The 22,541-nt window shown below is 52.5% G+C and carries 19 protein-coding genes; 5 read left to right on the plus strand and 14 right to left on the minus strand.

The features are described 5' to 3' along the window. Positions 1–37: 37 nt before the first annotated feature. The 5 genes from ACMXD4_RS21970 to ACMXD4_RS21990 all read right to left on the minus strand — a co-directional run bounded on the left by ACMXD4_RS21970 (position 38) and on the right by ACMXD4_RS21990 (position 6,293). Positions 38–343 carry a DUF3240 family protein gene (locus ACMXD4_RS21970; RefSeq protein WP_415879372.1) on the minus strand — a complete coding sequence of 102 codons (306 nt, stop codon included), beginning with the start codon at positions 341–343 and terminating at the stop codon, positions 38–40. Then, positions 343–3,402, minus strand: a complete 3,060-nt coding sequence (locus tag ACMXD4_RS21975) for an efflux RND transporter permease subunit (RefSeq protein ID WP_415879373.1) — start codon at positions 3,400–3,402, stop codon at positions 343–345. Before ACMXD4_RS21975 ends, ACMXD4_RS21970 begins: the two co-directional genes overlap by 1 nt. Next, a complete protein-coding gene (locus ACMXD4_RS21980; RefSeq protein WP_415879374.1) occupies positions 3,402–4,493 on the minus strand; it encodes an efflux RND transporter periplasmic adaptor subunit in 1,092 nt (363 codons plus the stop codon). The genes ACMXD4_RS21975 and ACMXD4_RS21980 overlap by 1 nt, the downstream gene beginning before the upstream one ends. Continuing rightward, positions 4,490–5,800, minus strand: a complete 1,311-nt coding sequence (locus ACMXD4_RS21985) for a TolC family protein (protein ID WP_415879375.1) — start codon at positions 5,798–5,800, stop codon at positions 4,490–4,492. Before ACMXD4_RS21985 ends, ACMXD4_RS21980 begins: the two co-directional genes overlap by 4 nt. Before the next feature lie 127 nt (positions 5,801–5,927). After that, positions 5,928–6,293 (minus strand): hypothetical protein, encoded by a 366-nt coding sequence (locus tag ACMXD4_RS21990; protein WP_415879376.1) that lies wholly within the window; start codon positions 6,291–6,293, stop codon positions 5,928–5,930. Positions 6,294–6,463: 170 nt separating this feature from the next. Between ACMXD4_RS21990 and ACMXD4_RS21995 the strand changes: the two genes are divergently transcribed. The 4 genes from ACMXD4_RS21995 (at position 6,464) to ACMXD4_RS22010 (ending at position 10,716) form a co-directional block, all read left to right on the plus strand. After that, the gene (locus ACMXD4_RS21995) at positions 6,464–7,435 is read left to right on the plus strand and encodes a Tim44 domain-containing protein (RefSeq protein WP_415879377.1); all 972 of its coding nucleotides are present in this window, start codon (positions 6,464–6,466) and stop codon (positions 7,433–7,435) included. Between the two features lie 6 nt (positions 7,436–7,441). Next, positions 7,442–8,059: a class I SAM-dependent methyltransferase gene (locus ACMXD4_RS22000; RefSeq protein WP_415879378.1), complete on the plus strand. Its 618-nt coding sequence runs from the start codon at positions 7,442–7,444 to the stop codon at positions 8,057–8,059. 98 nt (positions 8,060–8,157) lie between these two features. Continuing rightward, entirely contained in the window at positions 8,158–10,146 is a 1,989-nt protein-coding gene (locus ACMXD4_RS22005) for a TonB-dependent receptor plug domain-containing protein (protein WP_415879379.1), read from the plus strand. A 27-nt stretch (positions 10,147–10,173) separates the two neighbouring features. Next, positions 10,174–10,716 (plus strand): YfiR family protein, encoded by a 543-nt coding sequence (locus ACMXD4_RS22010; RefSeq protein ID WP_415879380.1) that lies wholly within the window; start codon positions 10,174–10,176, stop codon positions 10,714–10,716. A 187-nt stretch (positions 10,717–10,903) separates the two neighbouring features. On the opposite strand, the gene phoU is transcribed toward ACMXD4_RS22010, so the two are convergent. From phoU to ACMXD4_RS22040, 6 genes are all read right to left on the minus strand, one after another. Continuing rightward, positions 10,904–11,623: a phosphate signaling complex protein PhoU gene (gene phoU, locus ACMXD4_RS22015; protein ID WP_033156873.1), complete on the minus strand. Its 720-nt coding sequence runs from the start codon at positions 11,621–11,623 to the stop codon at positions 10,904–10,906. Between the two features lie 10 nt (positions 11,624–11,633). Further along, complete coding sequence (pstB, locus tag ACMXD4_RS22020) at positions 11,634–12,467, minus strand: phosphate ABC transporter ATP-binding protein PstB (RefSeq protein ID WP_033156874.1); 834 nt, start codon at positions 12,465–12,467, stop codon at positions 11,634–11,636. Between the two features lie 36 nt (positions 12,468–12,503). Further along, positions 12,504–14,159 carry a phosphate ABC transporter permease PstA gene (gene pstA / locus ACMXD4_RS22025; RefSeq protein ID WP_415879381.1) on the minus strand — a complete coding sequence of 552 codons (1,656 nt, stop codon included), beginning with the start codon at positions 14,157–14,159 and terminating at the stop codon, positions 12,504–12,506. Then, on the minus strand, positions 14,156–16,435 hold the full coding sequence (locus ACMXD4_RS22030; RefSeq protein ID WP_415879382.1) for an ABC transporter permease subunit: 2,280 nt from the start codon (positions 16,433–16,435) through the stop codon (positions 14,156–14,158). Before ACMXD4_RS22030 ends, pstA begins: the two co-directional genes overlap by 4 nt. Positions 16,436–16,651: 216 nt before the next feature. Beyond that, the gene (locus ACMXD4_RS22035) at positions 16,652–17,641 is read right to left on the minus strand and encodes a PstS family phosphate ABC transporter substrate-binding protein (protein ID WP_033156877.1); all 990 of its coding nucleotides are present in this window, start codon (positions 17,639–17,641) and stop codon (positions 16,652–16,654) included. A gap of 80 nt (positions 17,642–17,721) precedes the next feature. Next, the gene (locus tag ACMXD4_RS22040; RefSeq protein WP_415879383.1) at positions 17,722–18,267 is read right to left on the minus strand and encodes a dihydrofolate reductase; all 546 of its coding nucleotides are present in this window, start codon (positions 18,265–18,267) and stop codon (positions 17,722–17,724) included. Between the two features lie 56 nt (positions 18,268–18,323). On the opposite strand from ACMXD4_RS22040, the gene ACMXD4_RS22045 reads away from it, so the two are divergent. After that, complete coding sequence (locus tag ACMXD4_RS22045; RefSeq protein WP_415879384.1) at positions 18,324–19,346, plus strand: asparaginase; 1,023 nt, start codon at positions 18,324–18,326, stop codon at positions 19,344–19,346. 85 nt (positions 19,347–19,431) lie between these two features. Here the strand turns inward: ACMXD4_RS22045 and ACMXD4_RS22050 are convergent, their stop codons facing one another. From ACMXD4_RS22050 to argS, 3 genes are all read right to left on the minus strand, one after another. Next, positions 19,432–19,992 carry a FlgO family outer membrane protein gene (locus ACMXD4_RS22050; protein ID WP_192392604.1) on the minus strand — a complete coding sequence of 187 codons (561 nt, stop codon included), beginning with the start codon at positions 19,990–19,992 and terminating at the stop codon, positions 19,432–19,434. A 145-nt stretch (positions 19,993–20,137) separates the two neighbouring features. Next, positions 20,138–20,779: an SPOR domain-containing protein gene (locus tag ACMXD4_RS22055; protein ID WP_415879385.1), complete on the minus strand. Its 642-nt coding sequence runs from the start codon at positions 20,777–20,779 to the stop codon at positions 20,138–20,140. Then, positions 20,779–22,536, minus strand: coding sequence for an arginine--tRNA ligase (gene argS, locus ACMXD4_RS22060; RefSeq protein ID WP_415879386.1), 1,758 nt, complete (start codon positions 22,534–22,536; stop codon positions 20,779–20,781). The genes ACMXD4_RS22055 and argS overlap by 1 nt, the downstream gene beginning before the upstream one ends. Between the last annotated feature and the right edge of the window lie 5 nt (positions 22,537–22,541).

Below are 22,541 nucleotides of genomic sequence, written 5' to 3' on the forward strand. Positions count from 1 at the left end.
CTGTAGCATCCCCAGTCGCTTTCTGCATGCTTTATGCTTAGATGATGCCTTGTTCGATAGCCGGTACCAGCCAATAATGCAGGCCGGAACCGGTAAAATCCGCCTTTAGCTTAGTCAATAATGCAAAAATGTTTTGTCTTTCGACATACATTTGAAAACGAATTTTGCGTTGATGTCCGGCAACCTGCTCTGCCAGCGACAAACCCTGCTGATTGTGATCGTGAACATTGGCCGGAAAACTGGTGAAACCCTGCGACCATTCCAATGACAGCAAACAATCGACCAGTGCCTCCTCCAAGCTGGGAGGCGCATTGACAGTTAATAAAAACGCTTCGTGACTCATCAGCAACGCTCCGGGTGGCGGCCAAACAGTTGGTAAAGTATCGGCAGCAAAATCAGTGTTAACAAGGTTGATGACAACAGACCGCCTGTAACCACAATAGCCAATGGCCGCTGAATTTCCGAGCCGGGGCCCGACGCAAACAATAACGGAATCAAGCCGAAGGCGGCGATGCTGGCCGTCATCAGTACCGGCCGCAACCGCCGCCCGGAACCGATAATCACCACCCGCGACAATTCCATACCGGTTGCGCACAGCTGATTAAAATAGCTGACCATCACCACCCCATTCAATACCGCGACGCCGAGCAGGGCGATAAAACCCACTGAAGCCGGCACCGACAGATATTCACCGGACAACCACAGCGCGAACACCCCACCTATCATGGCCAACGGGATATTGGACAGCACCAGCACCGCCTGCCGCACCGAGCCGAAGGTGGAAAACAGCAACAAAAATATCAAACCTAAGGACAATGGAATCACCAGGGAAAGACGCGCGGAAGCGCGTTGTTGATTTTCAAACTGACCGCCGAACGCCACATGAAAACCGCTGGGCAATTGAACACGCTCGGCCACCGCCTTGCGCGCCTCTTCAACAAAACCAACCAAATCGCGGCCCTCAACGTTACAGCGGATCACCACGAAACGCTGGCCTTTTTCCCGATCTATAGACACCACCCCTTCCACCGCTTGAATTTTCGCCACTGCGGTAATCGGCACATGCTCGCCATTCGGCAAACTGATTTGTAAATTCTCGAAGTTGGCGGTGTTACTGTCGCCGCGCAGCAGCAAAGGCGTGCGTTTCACCCCCTCTTGGACAATACCCAGTTGCACGCCTTCAATCTGCGCGCGCAACATATCTTCGATGCTATTACTATCCAACCCGAACCGGCCGGCCGCTTCTCGATCAATGCTCAACTGCAGAAACTGCATGCCTTCATTTTTACGGGTAAACACATCACTGGCGCCGGGGATGGTCTTCAGCACCGCTTCGATTTGTTCGGCTTTATGATTCAACGTATCTAGCTCGGCGCCGAATAATTTGATCGCCACGTCACCGCGCGTTCCCGTTAACATCTCCGAAACCCGCATCTCGATAGGCTGAGTAAAACCAAAGGCAATGCCCGGGGTGTGATCCATAATCTTGCGAATTTCTTCGATCAATTCTTCCTTGGTTTCCATCCGCCATTCCGCTTTGGGCTTGAGGATCAAAAAGGTGTCAGTATCGTTCAAGCTCATCGGGTCCAAACCCAGCTCGTCGGTACCCACCCTGGACACCACGGTCTGCACTTCCGGGATATGCTCGAGGATGTTTTTCTGCACCCGGCCATCCAAGGCCACCGAATCCAGCAAGGTAATCGACGGCAATTTTTCCAACTGCACGATGATGTCGCCTTCGTCCATCGTCGGCATGAAAGTACTGCCGATCTGGGTAAACACCAATACGCTTGCCGCCAACATCGCACCAGCGCCGATAAAGACTTTTTTGCTGTTAGTCAGACACCAGGCCAGAATAGGCTGATACCACTGCAACAGTTTGCGCGGCAACCAGGGCTCCTCATGCGACACCTGTTTCAGCAACAGCGATGCTAGTACCGGAATCACCGTCAATGACAAAATCAAGGAACCCGTTAATGCAAACACGATAGTCATCGCCACCGGCCCGAACAACTTGCCTTCCAGCCCCTGCAAGGTCAGCAGCGGTAAGAACACGATGACAATGATCAAGATGCCCGACGTCACCGGCACCGCTACTTCGCGGGTAGCGCGGTAAATTAGATGCAGCCGCGGTAACCTCTCGGCCTTTTGATGATCGGCCAGTTGCGTAATCACGTTTTCCACGACCACCACCGCACCATCCACCAACATGCCGATAGCGATAGCCAGACCGCCCAAACTCATCAAGTTGGCGGACATACCGAAAGCGTGCATCAGGATGAAGGTCACCAGCGCCGCCAACGGCAAGGCCAATGCGACGGTCAAAGCCGCGCGCAAATCGCCTAAAAACAGAATCAGCAGCACCACTACCAAAACAATGGCTTCCAGCAGGGCTTTGGAAACGGTGTTCACCGCCTTGCCCACCAACACCCCCCGGTTGTAGAACACATTCAGGCGCACGCCTTCCGGCAAGCTTGGTTGCAATTCCGCCATCTTGCTTTCCAGTTGCTCGATAGTTTGCCGAGCATTGGCACCACGCAAACTGAGCACGACCGCTGTCACGGCTTCGCCGTCACCGTCCTTGCTGACCGCGCCATAACGTGTCAACGCGCCGATTCTGACCTCGGCTATATCGTCCACTCGCGTTGGCAGGCCCTCGTGCTGCGCCACCACAATGGCCTTCACATCCTGCTCGTTCTTGATACGGCCTTCGGCGCGCACAATCAACGCTTCCTCGCCTTCGCTCAACCGACCGGCACCGTCGTTGCGGTTATTATTTTGCAAAGCGGCTTTTAATTGCTCGGTATCGATATTGCGAGACGCCATACGGATATTGTCGGGCACCACTTCAAAGCTGCGCACCAGTCCGCCCAGCGCATTCACATCCGCCACGCCGCTGACGGTACGCAGAGCAGGGCGGATGGTCCAATCCAGTAATTCTCGCCGTTGCATCAGCGTTAAATCGCCACCCTCGATGGCGAACATGAACATCTCCCCCAGCGGCGTGGTCATCGGCGCGATACCGCCCTGCACACCCTCCGGCAAATTACTCCACAAAGCGTTCAAGCGTTCCGCGACTTGTTGCCTGGCCCAATAAATATCGGTGCCTTCTTCAAAGTCCAGTGTAATATCGGTAATGGCATATTTAGCCAGCGAGCGCAGCATGGTTTGATGCGGAATGCCCAGTAACTCAACTTCAATCGGCGCGGTAATTCTGGCTTCCACCTCTTCCGGTGTCATGCCGTTGGCCTTGACGATGATCTTGACCTGCGTCGGCGATACCTCGGGAAAAGCGTCGATGGGGATGTGTTTAACCGCATAGTAACCGCCGCCCACCAGCAACAGTACGCCGAGTAAAATCAACAGCCGCTGAGTCAACGCAAAGCGAATTAACCCCGCCATTACTCGTCGCCTCCCAATCCTAACCAATTGGCTTTCAAGGCCACCGCACCTTTTATGGCGATTTGCTCGTTGCCGGACAACGGTCCACTGATCAAGGAATTGGCTTCCTGTTTACCGGTGACGGTGACTTCGGTCACCACAAAACCGTCTTGATTGCGCACAAACACATAGGCGCGTCCTTCGTTCTGGGCAATGGCGGTATTGGGTACGACGAAGCCGGTCTCTGCGCTATTTTGCATGATCTGCACATTGACGTTCTGTCCCACGCGCAAGCCCTCGGCTTTGCCGTCAATCACCGCCCTGGCCAATACCGTCTGATTGTCGTAGTTGACGCTTTGGCCCAGCAGACTAATTTTGGCAGTGGTCTCGCTGCCTTTCAGCCGCACCGAATCGCCTAACCTGATGCCGCTCAAGCGCTCCTGCGGAATATTGATTTCCAGCCACAGTTCGGACAAATCGGCAATCCGATACAGCGGTGCCTGCATATCCAAGCGGGCGCCCAAATTGGTCAGACGCTCCAATACCACCCCATCGATGGGCGCGCGAATAGTCAAACGGTTGTCCAGCTTATGGCTTTGCCCCAAACTTTTAATCTCGGCGGCCGACATGCCGGCCAACAATAACAACTGCCGAGCCTCGTCGGCCTTGGCCGATTTGCTACTGTGCAGCATTTGGGTTTCCTGCCAGCGCCGCTGCGCAATCACACCTTCCTGCAATAATTTTTGATCGCGATTGCGCTCTTGGCCGGATAAATTCAGTTCGCTGGTAGCGGTTAAAAATGCTTGCTGTAATCCGACCAGTTCCGGGCTGTGCAACTGCGCCAATAGTTGGCCTTTATGGATCTTGTCGCCGATATTGACCGGCAATTGGGTAACCAGGCCGGGCTGGCTGCTACTGATCAACACTTCCCGGTCAGCCGGCACCACCACTTTGCCGGGCGCGTAAAACAACGGAATTTGTTGGCTAGCGGTAAGCGGCGCGACTTTTATATCCAAATTGTCGATCTGCTGCTGGGTAATTTTAATCTGGGTATCTTGAGCAAACGCGCTTAAGGCCTGAGTCAAAAACAGGCCGAAGATTAACCGCCTCATGGCTGTACGCCTACCGCTTGGTTGTAGAAAGCAATGTTGCGCTGTAATTTAACCTCCTGCAATTTGGCGTTGCGAATCGCTTCCAGACTACGAGCCTGGATTTTTAAGAGGTCCAACAGGTTGATTTCGCCGGCCGAGAAGCTAATTTCAGTCATTTTCAGATGGGTTTCGGCAATTTGTTTCAACTCGTTGGCGATTGCCAGCTCGGCTCGCGTCACTTCCAGAGCATGCTCGGCTTCGTGCAGATTTTTCTCCAATTGCCGGTAAAGATGCTCGCGTTGGGCTTTGGCATTGTTCAGCTCCAGATTCACCTTCGCGATTTCCGGCGCGTTATAGGCCTCGCCGCCGAATAGCATCACCACGCCGACGCCGACACTCTCAATATCTTGCCCGCTGCGGCCATCCCGCTGGCTTTTCGCACCTACACTGAGCTTGGGTTGATTGATGGGATCAGTGGTTTTGGTCCATTCAATTTCCGCCTGTTTCCGGTCGATGATGGCGTTGATAGCTTCCAGCATCGGATGGTTGCCGCTCACCGAGGTAATATCGCTGAGTTTTTCCTGATAATTGCCCGGCACCCGCGACAAGGTAGTCAAGCTGGCATAGGCTTTACGGCTATGCATCACTTCCGCTTCGGCTTGGGTGACCAACCCCCGGTTTTGCAGATATTCCCCCTTGGCCAGCAACAAATCCGCGCGCGGCAAATCGCCCAGTTCCACCCGGCGCTCGACTTTCTTCATCAATTGCTCGGAAATCGACAAGGCGTTTTGCGCTTGTTGCAAACCGATATTGGCGATTTCCATATTCCACAAAGCGTCTCTGATCAAGCGCGTGACTTCCAGCTTAACCGCCGCCGATTGCTTTTGCGCGGCAACGCCGGCCCGTTCCGCTACCGCCTGACCGGCATCGCGTTGCCCCCATTTCCAGGTCGTGATTTCGACTTGAGCAGAGGCTTCGCGCGAACCCAGGTCGTCGGCAATTCGGTCATCCATGTAATTCAATCCAACAGCCGTAGAGCCGGCCACCCAAGCGTCACTACGTTCGGCCAAGGCATTGGCTTCCTGGGCCAAGGCTTCGCCGACCAGGCGATCCGGATATTTTTCCACGGTTATTTCGACTAATTGCGACAAACTTAGCGACGGATCGGTTTCGATAGGATCCATGTGTTCGACAATCAAATTCTCCGAAAACATTTCGCCGCGGGTCGCCGCCAAGCTCTCTCCGACAGGATTCATTTCGGCAAGGCAAGGCGCCGTAACCAGCAGTAAAACAGGTAAACCGCATTTTAGATAACGGTATCCATTCATGGAGCACTCCAAAGCAGTAATTGAATAGAACTAGCAACCAAACGCCTAACGGGCTTTTGGCCAATTTTGGGGACGAAGGGCTGCCAGGTGTTGACCCAGCCTGCTTCGACAGCGAAGCCAGCCCCTTTCAGAGCGGCGGCGCGCGGGATGGATTGTGACTAAGTACGGGGTCGGGCGCGAACAGCGGTATGTGCGGAGAAAACTTAACGAGTTGGATTTGCCGCGTAACCGCCAAATAGGCAACCACGCTGACCAGCAGATAGAAAACCGGCGCCAGCCTGTCCAGCCATTGCTGCTGTTTAATCGCAGAGCCCAGATTGACAATACTATTTTGAATTTGCAGATCGTGATCGACAGCCATCAAGGCGGGTTCGCCATCATGATCGATATGCAGCACTTCGAATTCGTGCAGATGCAGGCCGCCCTGCATCGCATCTCTACCGATATGGGCATGCACCAGCGGAGCCACCACTTGCAAAAGCAGCAAAAACATAACCAGAAATTGACGCGAATATGCAACCATTTATGTTTTCAGAATGTCTGTGAGGTGTCGTTGATCAGTAGACAGCGGTTGTATAGGACCATGCGAACGGCTATTCTACTTGAATTACGCGATTTTACCCCGAATATCGGCATACATTTATTCACTTTAGGCAAACACCTATGAACAGAAAGATCGGTACCTTGGCAACATTATTCATTGCGCTGGCCTTACTGCTAGGCAGTGTCCAGGAAGCGCAGGCTAAACGCATGGGCGGCGGCAAGTCTTTCGGTAGCAAGCCGAGCTACAGCACGCCGTTTCAACGCTCTACGTCTCCCAGTGGAGCCAGCAGCCAGCCGACCCGCTCGGCCAGCCAGCAACAAGCGGCTGCACAAAATCAAACAGCCAGACAAAACTGGGCTGGTCGCGGCGGCCTGATGGGCGTGCTGGGCGGCTTGGCTTTAGGCGGATTATTGGGCTCATTGTTCTTCGGCGGCGCATTCGAAAACATCAATCTGATGGACATGCTGCTGTTTGCCGGCGTCGCTTATCTGCTGTACCGCGTGTTTGCGGCCAGATCACGCCAGCAACCCGCCGCGTCGACCGGTTACGGCCCCGCGCACTCGCAACCAGCGGCATCGCAAAATTTTTATCGCGAGAACCAGCAACCGGCAGCCGGCGGCTCGGGCTTCGATACCGATGTGCTGTTCAAAAAAGGCAGAACAGCGGGATCAAGCAGCAATGACTATCAGCAGGCCGCTAGTTTCGATGCAAACAAGTTGCCTGCGGGATTCGATCAGCGCGCGTTTTTAAGCGGTGCGGAAAGTGCCTACCGCTACCTGCAAGCAGCTTGGGATAGACGCGACTTGGCGGAAATCCGCGGCTTAACTACCGACAAGGTATTTGTAGAAATTCAAGAGCAACTACGTGCATCCAATGATATTAATAAAACCGACGTACTTAAACTGAGCGCGGAATTAATTGATGTCCGCGAAGCCGGCACCGAACTCGAAGCGGTGGTCTTGTTCGACGCGCTGATCAGCGAAGACGGTGGCAAGGCAGAAGCCATTAAAGAAGTATGGCATTTCGTCAAACCCATCAACAGCAATCAAACCCGCTGGTTCCTGGACGGCATTCAGCAATTTGCAGAATAATCCGGCATGACGGCGGACAGCACAAAAGTCAGACAGCGCTACGATAGGCTTGCGCCTTATTTCGATGGCCTGGAAGGCTTTCTGGAAGGCTTGCTGTTCCGCCGTTTACGTAAAAAGCTCTGGTCGCAGGCTAGCGGCGCCCACATTTTGGAAGTTGGGGTCGGAACGGGGAAAAACTTCCCGTTCTATCCTGATGACGCCCGAATTACCGCTATCGATTTCAGCCCGAACATGCTGGAAATGGCCCGCCGCAAACAACAGCGTAAACAGATTGCGGTTGATCTGGCTTTGATGGACGTGCAAGCGCTGGATTATGCCGATAACAGTTTCGACACGGTCATCGCCAGTTTTGTGTTTTGTTCGGTACCGAAACCCAGAAAAGGCCTGAAAGAGCTCTATCGCGTTTGTAAACCTGGCGGTCAAGTGCTGTTGTTGGAACACGTATTAAGCTCCAACAAAGCTTTGGCGATGATGATGAATTTGTTCAACCCGCTGATTTTGAATACTTTTGGCGCCAATATTAACCGACAGACGTTAAAAAGCGTACAAGCTTGCCCGTTCCAAAAAATATTCGTCGATCCCGCCAGCAGCGACATGATCAAACTGATCCGCGCCATCAAATAAACCCTTCGTCGCAGCGCCGTTAATTGGGGCTTTTTTACTATTCAATCGCCGGCGTCTACAATGCGCGCGTGCTTAATCGGGCGTAAAAGACGGAAGTTATGGCAAACAAGTTAAAATTGACGGGTAACACTCAGCGCTTGACGCTTTTCTGTATTGCCCTGCAAGCAGCCGCCCCAGCCGGGGCGGACGACACCCTATCCCATTTAAAGGCCTTATCTCTCCAAGAGCTGAGTGCGACCACCGTTTCCATCGCCTCGAAAAATCAACAACCTATCAGCGAAACCCCATCGGCGGTATTCGTCATCAGCCACGAAGAAATCAGGCGTTCCGGGATGCAGTCCATTCCGGAACTGCTGCGCAAAGTGCCCGGCCTGGAAGTCGCGCGGGTGGATGGCAATCAGTGGGCGATCAGTAGCCGTGGCTTTAACGGGATAAATGCCAACAAGCTGTTGGTGATGATGGACGGCCGCACCGTTTACGACCCACTGAACTCCGGCGTTTACTGGAACGAGCAAGACTACCCGCTGGAAGACATCGACCGCATCGAGGTGATTCGCGGCCCCGGTGCAACGTTGTGGGGCTCCAACGCCGTCAATGGCGTCATCAACATCGTTACTCGTTCCGCGCAGGAATCACAAGGCGTATTGCTGTCAGGTGGCACCAGCAAGGAAGAACCCGGATTCGGCACCTTTCGTTATGGCGGCCGACTCAGTCCGGATTTTAATTATCGCGTCTACGGCAAATACAATCATCGCGAGGATTTTCATTTCGGTAACGGCGAAAAAGCCAACGACAGCCTGGATATGGGCCGCGCGGGTTTTCGCAGCGATTGGACCCCGGACGCCCGCAAAAACCTGATCGTGCAGGGCGATTATTTCAATGGCGACATGCAGCAATCGCTGAATAATCTCGACCCGGCATCGCCCATTAGCCCCGACAGCACCAAAAAATATGGCGGTAACCTGCTGTTACGTTGGCAACAAACCCTGGAAAACGATAGCCGCCTACAAATCCGCAGTTATTTAGATCATGCCGTCCGCAACCAAAGCCGACTAGATTATCGGCGCAGCACCTTCGACCTGGATTTACAGCATGATTTCAATTGGCACGCTCATCACATAACGTGGGGGGCCGGTTATCGCTTCAATAGCGATCAACTTCAGCAAAAACAGGTGTTGTTACACTTCGATCCCTCCGAACGCGATGTGCACTTGTTCAACGTCTTTGCTCAGGACGAATGGCGATTTCTGGCAGACGAACTGCGCTTGATATACGGCAGTAAAGTCGAGCATAACGATTTTACCGGTTTTGAGATCCAGCCTTCCGCCCGACTATTGTGGGTACCCAATCAGCAACACAGCCTGTGGGGCGCGGTGTCCAGAGCTGTTCGCGTACCGGCCAGGGCCGACCACGACGTCAATGTCTTATTCAACGTAGGCCCCGGAACCACAGCCAACGTCTTGGGCGACGATAATTTTGACTCGGAGAGCGCAGTCACTTACGAATTGGGCTACCGCTTTTTCCCCAACGACATCTTTAACCTGGATACAACGCTGTTTTATAGCGATTACGGCCGACTAAGCACCACAGAACCGCAAACACCGCTGGTAAACGGCGATAACATCACTATCCCGTTTCTGATTGCCAACAAGGCAAAAGGTGAAGCCTACGGCTGGGAAACCGCATTGAATTGGCGGATGTCCGAACGCTGGCGCGTGCAAGGTAGTTACAGTCTGTTTGCAATTGCCTTGCACCAGCGCGACGGCAGCCTGGATAGCGCAGCAACAGTTGCTGAAGGCAATAGCGCCCGTAACCGTTTCAACCTCAGTTCCTACTTCAATCTGCCGTACCAATTGGAATTTGATGCGCATTGGTATTACACCGACCACCTAATCAATCAGGTGCCGGCCTATCATCGGCTGGATCTGCGCTTGGGCTGGCAGCCGAATCTGCATTTTGAATTGGCTGTCGGCGCGCAGAATTTGCTGGACAACCGGCATCTGGAATTCAGCCCAAATATAGATAACGCGGTGATCAGTAGCGAAGTTGAACGCAATTATTACCTTAAAGCCACGGTACGCTACTAGATGCGGCGTCCAAGCCTACGCAAAGTTGTGACACGCACCGGCGCGGTTGCGCGGCGGTGCCTGTTAATGCTGTTGTTGGCCTGTTTACCGCCGCTGCAATCATCGGGCACAGCGGGTGAACCGCGCTTTAACGAGACGGAACTTAAAGCGGCGTACTTATATAACTTTGCCTATTTCGTTACTTGGCCGACCAACCACAAGGAATTTTTGTTTTGCAGTTACGCCAATTCGCCGGTCACCGGCGTACTGGCCAAGCTGATCGAAGGTGAGCGGGTAAACGATCTACCGATGCAGATGGTTATCGACCCAATACCCGAACAATTGCACGAATGCCAGGTGATTTATATTCCGGCGCAACAGGAAAGAATTCTCGCGGCGACCCTGGAGTTTGTCAGGCCCTTTCCGGTATTGACGGTCAGCGATATTACCGATTTCGAACACCGGGGCGGCATGATCCGACTGGCTACCGACGGCCTCCGTGTTCAACCGGTCATACAACTGAAAAATGTAACGCGAACAGGTTTGACGATTAGTTCCAAGCTATTGCGCAGTTCGCGACTGATTGAGTAGCTGCCGGCAGCAATTTTCCGGGCAATTTTGAACATGGCTTGATGAGTTACTGAACTCGCCACTGCGCAAGGATCTGCATCGGCGCCGTCGAATGATTTTGAAACTGGTGAGCAGCACCCCCAAGTATCTAAATCAGTAAAGCAGGGTAAAGGATTAACCGTTACCCTGAATCAAATTGACCTTATCGCTAGCGAGCCGAATTAACAGTACGCTCCAATTCTTCACGGCTAAGATGGCGCACATCCTTGCCTTTCACCATGTATATCACCTGCTCGCAGACATTGCAGGAGTGGTCGCCTATCCTTTCCAGCGCGCGCGCAGCCCATAGCATATCCAAGGCTCTGGTGATGTTACGCGGGTTTTCCATCATCTGTGTGATCAACTGCCGGGTGATACTGGTGTATTCCCGGTCAACCTTGGCGTCCTGCTCGGTGATAGCAATCACCTCTTCGACATCGTTTCTGGCATAGGCATCCAGCGCGCCGTTCAGCATATCCTTGACCAAGTTCAGCAGATGTTCGATTTCGTAGTACTTGTCTTGATAATAATCGGCACCTTCCAGACGCATGGTCATTTTGGCGATACGCGCCGCTTCGTCGCCAATCCGCTCCAGATCGGTGATGATTTTGATGGTGGCGATCAACATGCGTAAATCAAAAGCCGCCGGCTGACGTTTGGCCATGATTTCGGTGCATTCGTGGTCTATGTCTTTTTCCATCTCGTTGACATATTGATCCTGCAGTACCACTTTCTCTGCATTTTCCATGTCGTTACCCATGAAAGCCTTGGTCGCCAGGTCAACTTGCTGCTCGACCAGGCCGCCCATGGTCAGCACCTTGTTGCGAATATCTTCCATCTCCTCGTTGAATTGGCGGGAAATGTGCGATTTGATTTTGCTGTTATCCATTGTTTACCTCCTAGCCGTACCTGCCGGTAATGTAATCTTCAGTTTGTTTTTTTGCCGGATTGGTAAACAACTCGCTGGTTTCACCAAATTCGATTAATTCGCCCATGTACATAAAAGCGGTGAAATCGGATACCCGCGCCGCCTGCTGCATGTTGTGGGTGACGATCACTATCGTATATTTTTCTTTCAATTCGTTAATCAATTCTTCAATTTTTAGCGTCGAGATCGGGTCCAGCGCCGAGGCCGGTTCGTCCAACAAAATCACTTCCGGCTCGATCGCAATCGCCCGGGCAATCACCAAACGTTGCTGCTGGCCGCCGGACATGCCCAAGGCATTGTCGTTCAACCTATCCTTCATCTCGTCCCACAACGCGGCGCCGCGCAAGGATTTTTCGACCACTTCGTCGAGTATGCGGCGGTCGTTAATACCTTGAATACGCAGGCCATAGGCGACGTTTTCATAAATGGTCTTAGGAAACGGATTGGGTTTTTGAAACACCATGCCCACGCGCCGGCGCAAAGCCGCGACGTTTACCGATTTATCGTAAATATCCTCGCCATCCAGCAGAATCTTGCCTTTGATGCTGACGCCGTCGACCAGATCATTCATCCGATTGATGCAGCGTAATAAGGTGGATTTACCGCAGCCGCTGGGACCGATATAGGCCGTCACTTTCTTACGCGGCATTTCCATGTTCACGCCATGCAAGGCCTGCTTCTGGCCGTAAAACAAATCCAGATTTTCAACTTTGATGCAGGTTTCCAATTGCTCAACGCTCTTTCTGTCTTCCCTTTTCAACGCGCTAATGTCAATGGCGTGGGTATTCTTTTGGGCTGTTGTCATGATATAGGGTCCAGTCTTCCGGATGGATATGCGAATTTAATTTTCCAGGGCGCGGTATTTTTCCCGCAAATTGTTACGTATGGAGATAGCGAACATGTTCAAGCCGATAATCACCATCACCAGTAGCAGCGACGTCGCGTAAACCAAAGGTCTGGCCGCTTCGACATTCGGGCTCTGGAAGCCGACGTCGTAAATATGAAATCCCAAATGCATAAACTTTCTGTCCAGATGCAGATAAGGAAAGTTGCCGTCCAACGGTAAGGTCGGCGCCAATTTCACCACGCCAACCAGCATCAACGGCGCCACTTCACCGGCGGCGCGCGCCACCGCTAGAATCAAGCCGGTCATGATCGCCGGACTAGCCATCGGCAATACCGTGCGCCACAGCGTTTCGGCTTTAGTCGCGCCTAGAGCTAAACTGCCTTCACGTATCGATTTGGGAATCCGCGACAAACCTTCCTCGGTAGCAACAATCACAACCGGCAAGGTCATCAAGGCCAGCGTCAATGAGGCCCACAGCAAGCCCGGCGTACCGAACACCGGTGCCGGGGCCGCTTCCGGGAAAAACAGGCGGTCGATGTTGCCGCCAATGATATACACGAAAAAGCCCAAACCAAACACGCCGTAAACGATGGACGGCACGCCGGCCAAGTTATTAACGGCAATGCGGATCACGCGGGTGATAAAGCCCTGCTTGGCATATTCGCGTAGATAAACCGCCGCGATGACGCCGAACGGTGTCACCACTACGGCCATCAGCATCACCATCAACACGGTACCGAAAATAGCCGGAAAGATACCGCCCTCGGTGTTGGCTTCACGCGGTTCGTCGCTGACAAACGTGGCGAAATTGCCGACATATTCGATACATTTGTCCAGCACGCTCATCGTGTTGGGTCGGGTCATTTTCACCACCCGATTCAAGGGCAGGCTAATTTCTTTTTGTCCGGCTTCCGCCACCACCAAGCTGTAGCGTTTGCTTTCCTTGCTCAACTTGCCGATTTGTTGCTGGATGGCTTGGTATTGTTTTTCGTATGTCTGCTTTTGCGCGGCAAATTCCTGCTTGGTCGCATCGTTCCAGGCATTTTTCAGTTCCAGCGCGCGTTGCTTCAAACGCAAGCGCTCCAATTCATAGTTGATCGCCCCGACTTCATGGTCTTGTAAGCTATCGATTTCGTCGTGCTGCTCCAACACTGTCGCCAGTTTTTGTTGCGCCACCTGCCAGGCCTGCTCGCCTTGGGCAATCACCGCACCGTCTTCCTTAACAGCCAGCAAACGGCCGTAGAAATTACCCCACTCGCGGCGTTCCACCATGATCAAATCATCCGGCGTGGATTGGCTGTGAATATATTGCTGCTGAATCCAGCGAAAATCGCTGCCGAGAATATCGCGGTTACCGGTTTTTACCAGATGCTGCACCAAGTATTCGCCGTTATCCAGCAACTCATGGCCGGCGGCCCTGGCTTGCGCTGCGGGCAGTAACGAAGTCGCCACGGCTTCACCGATGATGGAGCTTTCCGGGCCATCGCGGTCTTGATAACGATATTCAATGATGTCGGCCGGCCAAAAATGCCCCAAGCCTCTCACCGCAATCAGCAGCAGCAAGCCCACTACCAATATCAGATTCAAACTGACCGCGCCGGCGGTCATCCATATCCAGGGCGAACCGCTCTTAAACCATGCTTTAATCATAATGAGCTGTATTTTTGTCTTAAATTCTGCCGAATGACTTCAGCCAGCGTGTTGACTACAAACGTGAACATGAACAGTACCAAAGCCGCCAGGAACAGCACGCGATAGTGGGTACTGTTGACTTCCGATTCCGGCATTTCCACCGCGATGTTAGCCGACAGTGTGCGCAGACCCTGGAAAATACTCAAATCCATAACAGCGGTATTACCGGTGGCCATCAACACGATCATCGTCTCCCCAACCGCGCGGCCGAAACCGATCATGATCGCTGAGAAAATACCGGGGCTGGCAGTCAGCAACACCACCTTGGTCATGGTTTGCCAAGGCGTGGCACCCAGCGCCAAAGAGCCGGTAGTTAAATGCTTTGGTACACTGAAAATCGCATCTTCGGCGATGGAGAAAATCATCGGAATCACCGCAAAACCCATGGCCAAACCAACAACCAAGGTGTTGCGCTGGTCGTAACCGATACCAAATTCCTCGCGCATCCAGGTGCGCAGATCGCCTTTAAAACACAAGGCTTCGATAGTCGGACTTAACTGAAAAGCCAGCCAGGCGCCGAATATCACCACAGGGATCAGCACTACCGCATCCCAGCCGTCGGGGATTTTGTGACGGGTTTGTTCCGGTACGAATTGCCAGAAATAGGCAAAAATCATCACGGACAGCGGCACAACCATCAATAATGCAAAAATCCCGGTGAGATTGGCTTCCACGAAAGGTGCCAGCCACAAGCCGGCTAAAAAACCCAAAATCACGGTCGGCAAGGCGCCCATGATTTCCACGCCCGGCTTTACGTACTGGCGCACACTGGGCGCCATGAAATAGCCGGTATAAATCGCTCCAAATAAGGCCAACGGCACGCCCATCAACATCGCATAGAACGAAGCTTTTAAGGTACCGAACACCAGCGGCGTCAAGCTCATTTTCGGCTCGAAATCGTTGCTGGCCGCCGAGGATTGCCAAATGTAATCCGGTTTTGGATAGCTTTCGTACCAGACTTTGTTCCATAATGAACTCCACGATACTTCCGGATGTTCGTTTTCGATAGTCCAATGATTAATTTTGCCGTCTTCGGTTTGCAGTAACATGGCATTGGCACGCGGCGATAAGGTGACGGCAACAGGTTTTCCGCCAGCAATTTTTTCCTTGATCAATTCCCGCTCGGCGGTGGAACTGTAAATGCCGATCTCGCCGTTGGCGTCAGCCGCCAGCATACCTTTGCGGCGCTGTTCCGGATTGATGGTAATAATCGGCGCGTCGGATACTTTAAACGCCCGTAGCTTCTCGATACTGAAATGGTTTTGCTGGTCGCGGACCATTGACCATTGCGCCATCACACCGCTGGTGTCGCCGATCAGCAGAGAAATATCGCCGTTCAAAAACTCCATGCTGCTGATTTGCACACCCTGGTTCAGCACGTTCAATTTATGTTTAATCTCGGGTTTGCTCTTGTCGAGAATATCAACGACAGTCAAATCCCCTGCGCGGCTGGCCAGGTAGAGGTTGCGCAACTCTTTATCCAACAGGATGAAATCCACGTCATCCGCGGCCAGCTCAACCAGTGAATCGGTGGCTTCCCAAGTGCCTTCGTCGTCGAACAGCGATTCTTTCTTACTGAGACTGCTCAGCACCATGCGGTTATCAGCAGTTTTAGCCAGCAAAGTACTGTTTTTATCGCCTAACTTCACCGCCAACTTGGTTAGCGCCTGGCCCTGCTTATCTACCACCAGCGGTTCGACACCTAAAGGATATTGAATAGCCGGGGTAATGACCCGCTTGCCGCTCGGATAAGACAATTTGTAATCATGCTTGACGACCACGGCACGGCCATCGGATAAACCAAAGGCGATTACCCCTTTATCGACACCGCCATGCGCGTAACTGGTAATTTGTACTTGCTCGGGGATAGGTAGGGCATCCACGCGAATCAGTTGACCAGTGGCAACGCTAAAAAATATCGCTTTGCCGGTGTCGGTAAACCGCACCGCCACTTCGTTCTGTTCTTCCATCGACAGGAAAACGGTATTGCCCAGCACCTGCTCGGGCACGTCGTAACGGCCGACCACTTCCGCGTGGGAGGGCATCAGTATCGGGAAAACCACATACAGCAGATAGAAAAAGATTAACACCACCGCCAGGATAATACTCAACCCGCCGGCTACGACGCCACGAGCCACCATTTTGTCCTTTACTAGCCGCCAACGCTGATAGCGCTCACTGGTCGCCGTCTGAAACAGCGTGGCTTTCGCTTGAGTGGAATGGACTTCAGTCATAACTAGGTATCGTGAGTTAACAAAAAGCGGCGCCGAACAATCGCAACGCCTTCAGAGACAAAAAAGCCGATAAAACTACAGAATTATCGGCTTGATAGTATACAAGATCATCCACCATTACTTGGCGAGAGGGGCAATGACATTGTTGGTATTAGCCAATCCCTTGCTGCATCCATGCAGAATTGTCCCTTTATCAGGCATCCTTGGCTGATGTAATTACTGAATCAGAGTTAGAGCTTTTTCGACTGCCTTGGCTGGCAATGGAATGTAGCCGTCTTTGATCACAACTTGTTGGCCGGTTTTGGACAACACCATTTTGATGAACTCTTTTTCCATCGGGGCCAACGGCTCGTTAGGTTTTTTGTTCACGTAAACGTACAAGAAACGAGACAGCGGGTACGCGCCGGATGTGGCATTTTCCGGAGTGGCCTCAACAAACGGCTGGCCGTCTTTCAGCGCCAGCGGCACGGCTTTTACGCCCGAGGTGGAGTAACCGATACCGGAATAACCGATGCCGTTTGCCGACGTCGTAACCGACTGCACGACCGACGCGGAACCGGGCTGTTCGTTGACGTTACTTTTGAAATCACCTTTGCACAAGGCTTCATCTTTGAAGAAACCGTATGTTCCGGACACTGAGTTACGGCCATACAGCTGAATAGGTTTGTTTGCCCATCCGCCCGTCAGGCCGGCTTGACCCCAGGTGGTGATGTCAGTGGCATAACCGCATTTACGGGTTGAAGACAAGATCGCATCCACTTGCGGAAGGCTCAAGCCTTTAACCGGATTGTCCTTGTTGACGAAAACCGCCAGCGCATCGATAGCAACCGGAATCGCAGTGGGTTTGTATCCGTATTTGCTTTCGAAATCGTCGATTTCGTTGTCTTTCATTTTCCGACTCATCGGACCCAGGTTAGCGGTACCTTCGGTCAAAGCCGGCGGCGCGGTTGAAGAACCGGCTGCTTGAATCTGAATGTTGACGTTGGGGTAAATCTTGCCGAATTCTTCGGCCCACAAGGTCATCAAGTTAGCTAAAGTATCCGAGCCAACGCTGGAGATATTGCCGGACACGCCGCTAGCTGCCGCGTATTCGGGCAAAGCGGGGTCCAAAGTCGCGGGAGCCGCCACAGCTTCGCCGCCGACTAAAGCGGCCGATGCAAAACCAAATCCTAAAACCAGCGATTTCAGCTTGAATGTATTTTTCATATATTTTCTCGAAATGTTTAAAACTTAAGATTCATATTGCCAACCTAGCGTGACAATAGTATGAAGCAAATGTGACAGTTTTATGACAACGCACCTAATCCTGAGCGGCCGCGCAAATCCAGCACGCCACTAAAGCCAGGCCGGACGTTTTCCAACTTTAAAAAACTGTAACTGAAATCAACGGCTTGATCATTTTCAACATCCTCTCTGACAAGCTCCCGCCATTGCCTGGCATCAATCTCCGGGAAAAAGGTGTCACCCTCAAAGGTTTTATGGATTTCGGTCAGATACAAATAATCGGCATAGGCCAGCATGGCTTCATATAAGGTGGCGCCGCCAATCACGAATAGATCCGGGCGATCGGCATAGCATTGCAACACGCTATCGATGTCGCCAAACACTCGGCAACCGGGTTGTTGATAACTCGGGTCGCGGCTGATAATGATATTCTCCCGTCCCGGTAAGGGCCGACCGATGGCCTCAAACGTCTTACGCCCCATCAATATCGGCGCGCCCATGGTGATTTGTTTGAAGCGTTTCAAGTCGGCCGAGAGATGCCAGGGCATTTGGCCGTTCAGGCCAATGGCGCGATTACTGGCCATCGCCACGATCAGTGATATTTTCATGCGGAGTGTTTAAGATGGGCTTTGTGAGCAAAACATCATACTAGAAACCATCGTTTATGAAGAAAAACATCCTGCTGGTATTTACCGGCGGCACCATCGGTTCGCAGCTCAGCGGCGACACCATCAATACCGACGGCAGCGCCGGTTTTAAGTTATTGCAACGCTTTGCGGAACACGACGCCAAGCCGGATTCGGTAAGCTTCAAAACCTTGCAGCCCTTGCAGATTCTCAGCGAAAACCTGCATCCCAGCCACTGGCCCCAGATCATCGCTGCAGTTGAAACTGAGGACTTAAGCCAATTCGACGGCATTATCGTCACCCACGGCACCGACAGCCTGGCCTTTAGTGCTGCCGCATTAAGCCAGTATTTCAATGGATTGTCGATTCCGCTGCTGCTGGTTTCCAGCGATTTGCCGCTGGATAACCCGCAAGCCAACGGCGTGGCGAACTTTCTGTGTGCGGTGGAATTTATCCGCCAAATTGGTCTGGCCGGCGTGTTTGTGCCTTATCGCAATCCAGGCCAAATGACGCTGATTCATCTCGGCAGTCGACTATCGTCCTGCCTGCCCTTAAGTAGCGATTTTATCAGCGTGCAGTCGCAGGCCTGGATGCGCTTCGAGAACGGATGCTTCCACTCTCTGCAAAATTTGGCGCCCGGCACGCCCTCGCCGATTGCGCTTAAACCCGACTTTTCCAAACGCATTTTACTGATCAGGCCTTACCCCGGCCTGGATTACGCTGCTTACAATCTCGATAAGGTCGATGCCGTGCTACACGACCTCTACCACTCCGGGACGGCTTGCGCCTCTGCCGTAGCAGGAGAGCAATACAGCCTGGTGGAATTCGTCAAACGCTGCACCGGGCAAGGCATCAAAATTTATCTGGCACCGGCGCTATATTCGGAAAGTGCATACGCCTCGACTCGCGAGCTACTGGATGTGGGCGCGGAAATGATCTGGAATACGTCGTTGGAAGCGGCTTACGCTAAATTGTTATTGGCTTACGGCAATTTCGATACGCCGCAGACAATTTCTGGGTATTTGGCACAGAACTTGGCCCACGAGCAACTGGGTAATTAGAGGGGGACTTTAGTATGTCGAGCCTGATGGCTAAACTATAGCGAGGAGCGGATTACCTAAAGGCAATCCGCTTAATAGCTGGGAGCTATGGCTTGGCTGGCGCGGGTGCTGGCGGCTTTTTAACCAAAACTTTGGCATCCGGCCCCATCGACACGGAATAGTCGGTGGAGGAAATCACGTTCTGACTGGCGATGTCCACAACTCTTAGCGACACATAGACATTGTTGTAGCCAGGAGCAAACGATCCTACGACGACCGCTTTAGCCCCAACGTTATTTAAAGCTTCCTTGGTTTTATCAGGCAGTTGCAGGATACCGGCTTCGTTTTTAGCAAAAATTTCGGTAGGCAGTTCCATACCCATCACCCGGTAACCGGAACGATGAAAGGCCGAGGAAATTTGATCGGAGACAATTCGGCCAAACGCCAGTGTCTGCTCCAGTTCGCCGACATTAACCAGCGAATTGATGACTACCAGACTACCTCTGGGCAAAGGTTCGCGCAAATCGAGAAGGAGCTGATCGACAGCCTCGTAGCTTACCTCGACCAAATCGTCATCTTTGACTTCGCTAGCCCGAAAACCCCGGCTACAACCGCTCAGCATGATCAGCGCCAAAGCCATCAGCGCCATCGTCTTTTTGTTAACCATAAGACCTCTCCTCTCGTAATTGTTGAAGTTATCAGAGCTTAAAACAGCAAGTCAGTCAATCTAATTTACTACCGCAGTATACACAGCATTGCGCTGGAGAATTGCTTGAACGACGCCAGGCAAATCCCTGGATTTTTTTGAACGCTTATTGACCACTTTCGGTAACAATCACACCAATGCCGTTTTTCTGCAGCAATTCCTTAATCGTGGAAACGCTGGCGGGATTATCGTAGGGACCGACCTTAACCCGATGCCAGATAACATTGCCGACTTTAGCCTTTTCGACCCGGGACTCTATGCCGAGCGATGCCAGCTTGGCCTTATGGCGATCAGCCTCCGCTGCCTCCCGGAAGGAACCTGCCTGCATAATGTATTTGGCCGCCTTGGTTTTACCAACTAGCTGCTCGCGCACCCGGGTTTTGATTTCGTAATCGGGTACCACGACTTCCGCTTGTGGCAGTATGGTATAAAAATCGTAACGCGGTTCTTCCGGCTCCGCTGGTTGCGGCGGCTCCGCCGGTTTTTCCGGCTCAACGGCCGCTTGAGTTTGCGGTTTGACCGGTAATTCCTGCTTTAACTTCTCCACTACTTGCGGGATCTCCGCCTCCGACTTGCCTGCCACTAACTCCGGTACCATTTTGCGGATCATGTTCAAAAACACCCCAAAAGCTACAATCAGCGCGATGACCAGCAACCAGCGCCAAGGTGCGACCGAGGACTTTTTCGGCTTTCTACGGCTGTTGGTGTAACTGGGGCTTTGAACGCGGTGCTTATAGTCTCTGGCCATTACATCGCTTCAGGTGCATTGATTTTCAATAGGGATAGGGCATTGACCAGTACCTGTTTCACGGCACAAATCAAATTGATGCGTGCGTTGCAGAGCTTATCGTCGTCCACCAGGAACTGGTGCGCGTTGTAATAACTGTGGAACTGATTGGCCAGTTCACGCAAGTAATGAATCAATTGATGAGGTTCGTAATTCACAGCAGCACGTTCCAAAGTTTCCGGGTACTTGGAAAGTGTAGTCAGTAACGCGGCTTCCTGCTCTTCGGTCAACAGATTCAGATGCTCCATACCTAACTGCGGATTGCGTTGCCGGCCTTTTTCGTCGAGCTGGCGCAACACGCTGCACACCCTGGCATGCGCATACTGCACATAATAAACCGGGTTTTCGTTGCTTCTGGAAGTAGCCAATTTCAAGTCGAAATCCATATGTTGTTCGGATTTACGCATCACATAAAAGAAGCGGCACGCATCTCTACCCACTTCGCTGCGCAGTTGTCTTAGGGTGACAAATTCGCCGGAGCGGGTCGACATCTGTACTTTTTCGTCGCCGCGATACAAGATCGCAAATTGCACCAGCAATACTTTCAGTTTGGATTCGTCGGCGCCCAAGGCTTGCATCGCCGCTTTCACGCGCGGAATATAGCCATGGTGGTCGGCACCCCAGATGTTGACGATTTGATCGAAGCCCCGATCCAATTTGTGCATGTGATAGGCAATATCAGAAGCAAAATAGGTGGTCTGGCCGTTGTCGCGCACAACCACTCTGTCTTTTTCGTCGCCCAGGCGACTGGAGGCAAACCAAGTAGCACCTTCCTGCTGATAAAGATAGCCGGCCGCATCCAGACGCTGCAAAGCCTGTTCAACAGAATGATCGTCCATCAGCGAACGCTCGGAAAACCACTGTTGATAACTCACGCCGAATTCAGCCAAATCGTCTTTAATGTCGTCCAGGATTTCGTCCAGACCGGCTTGAAATACCTCTTTATAAGCGTCGCCGAGCAAGGCTTTGGCACGGTCGATCAACGCATCGATGTGTTTTTCCTTATCGCCACCTTGTGGCTCGTCGGCGGGCAAATCCGCCATCACTAGCGCGGCGGCTCGGCGGTAGGCGGCGCCGGCTTTCTTATGCAAATTCGCGGAAATATCTCGGACATACTCGCCGCGATAGCCATTGCTAGGGAAAGGCAGAACTTCGCCACAGGCTTCCAGATAACGCAACCAGACGCTGGTGGCGAGAATATCCATCTGCCGGCCGGCATCGTTCACATAGTATTCGCGTTCGACTTCAAAACCGGCTGCCGCCAGCAAATCCGCCACCGCAGAACCATAAGCTGCGCCGCGGCCGTGGCCGACATGTAAGGGCCCGGTAGGATTGGCGGAAACGAATTCGACTTGCACTCGCTTGCCAACGCCGATCTTGCTCAAACCGTATTCCGACCCAGTATCGAGTATCTGTTTGACGACCTGAAATTGGCTATCGGGATTGATGAAGAAATTGATAAATCCGGGGCCGGCGATATCAACCTTGGTGATCAGCACATCGCTCGGCAGCGCCGCGACGATTTTTTCGGCCAGCTGTCTAGGATTAAGTTTGGCCGGCTTGGCCAGCAACATCGCCAAATTGGTGGCGAAATCGCCGTGTTGCACATCGCGGGTGCGCTCCAAATTGATTTGCGCAATAAAATCGTTTTCGAGAATACCTTGATTTTTAAGGGCTGTAACGGCTTGTTGTAACAGGGATTCCAGCTTTTGTTTCATCGCGT

The organism is Methylomonas sp. TEB, from assembly GCF_047777895.1.
In the GTDB taxonomy this organism is placed as follows: domain Bacteria; phylum Pseudomonadota; class Gammaproteobacteria; order Methylococcales; family Methylomonadaceae; genus Methylomonas.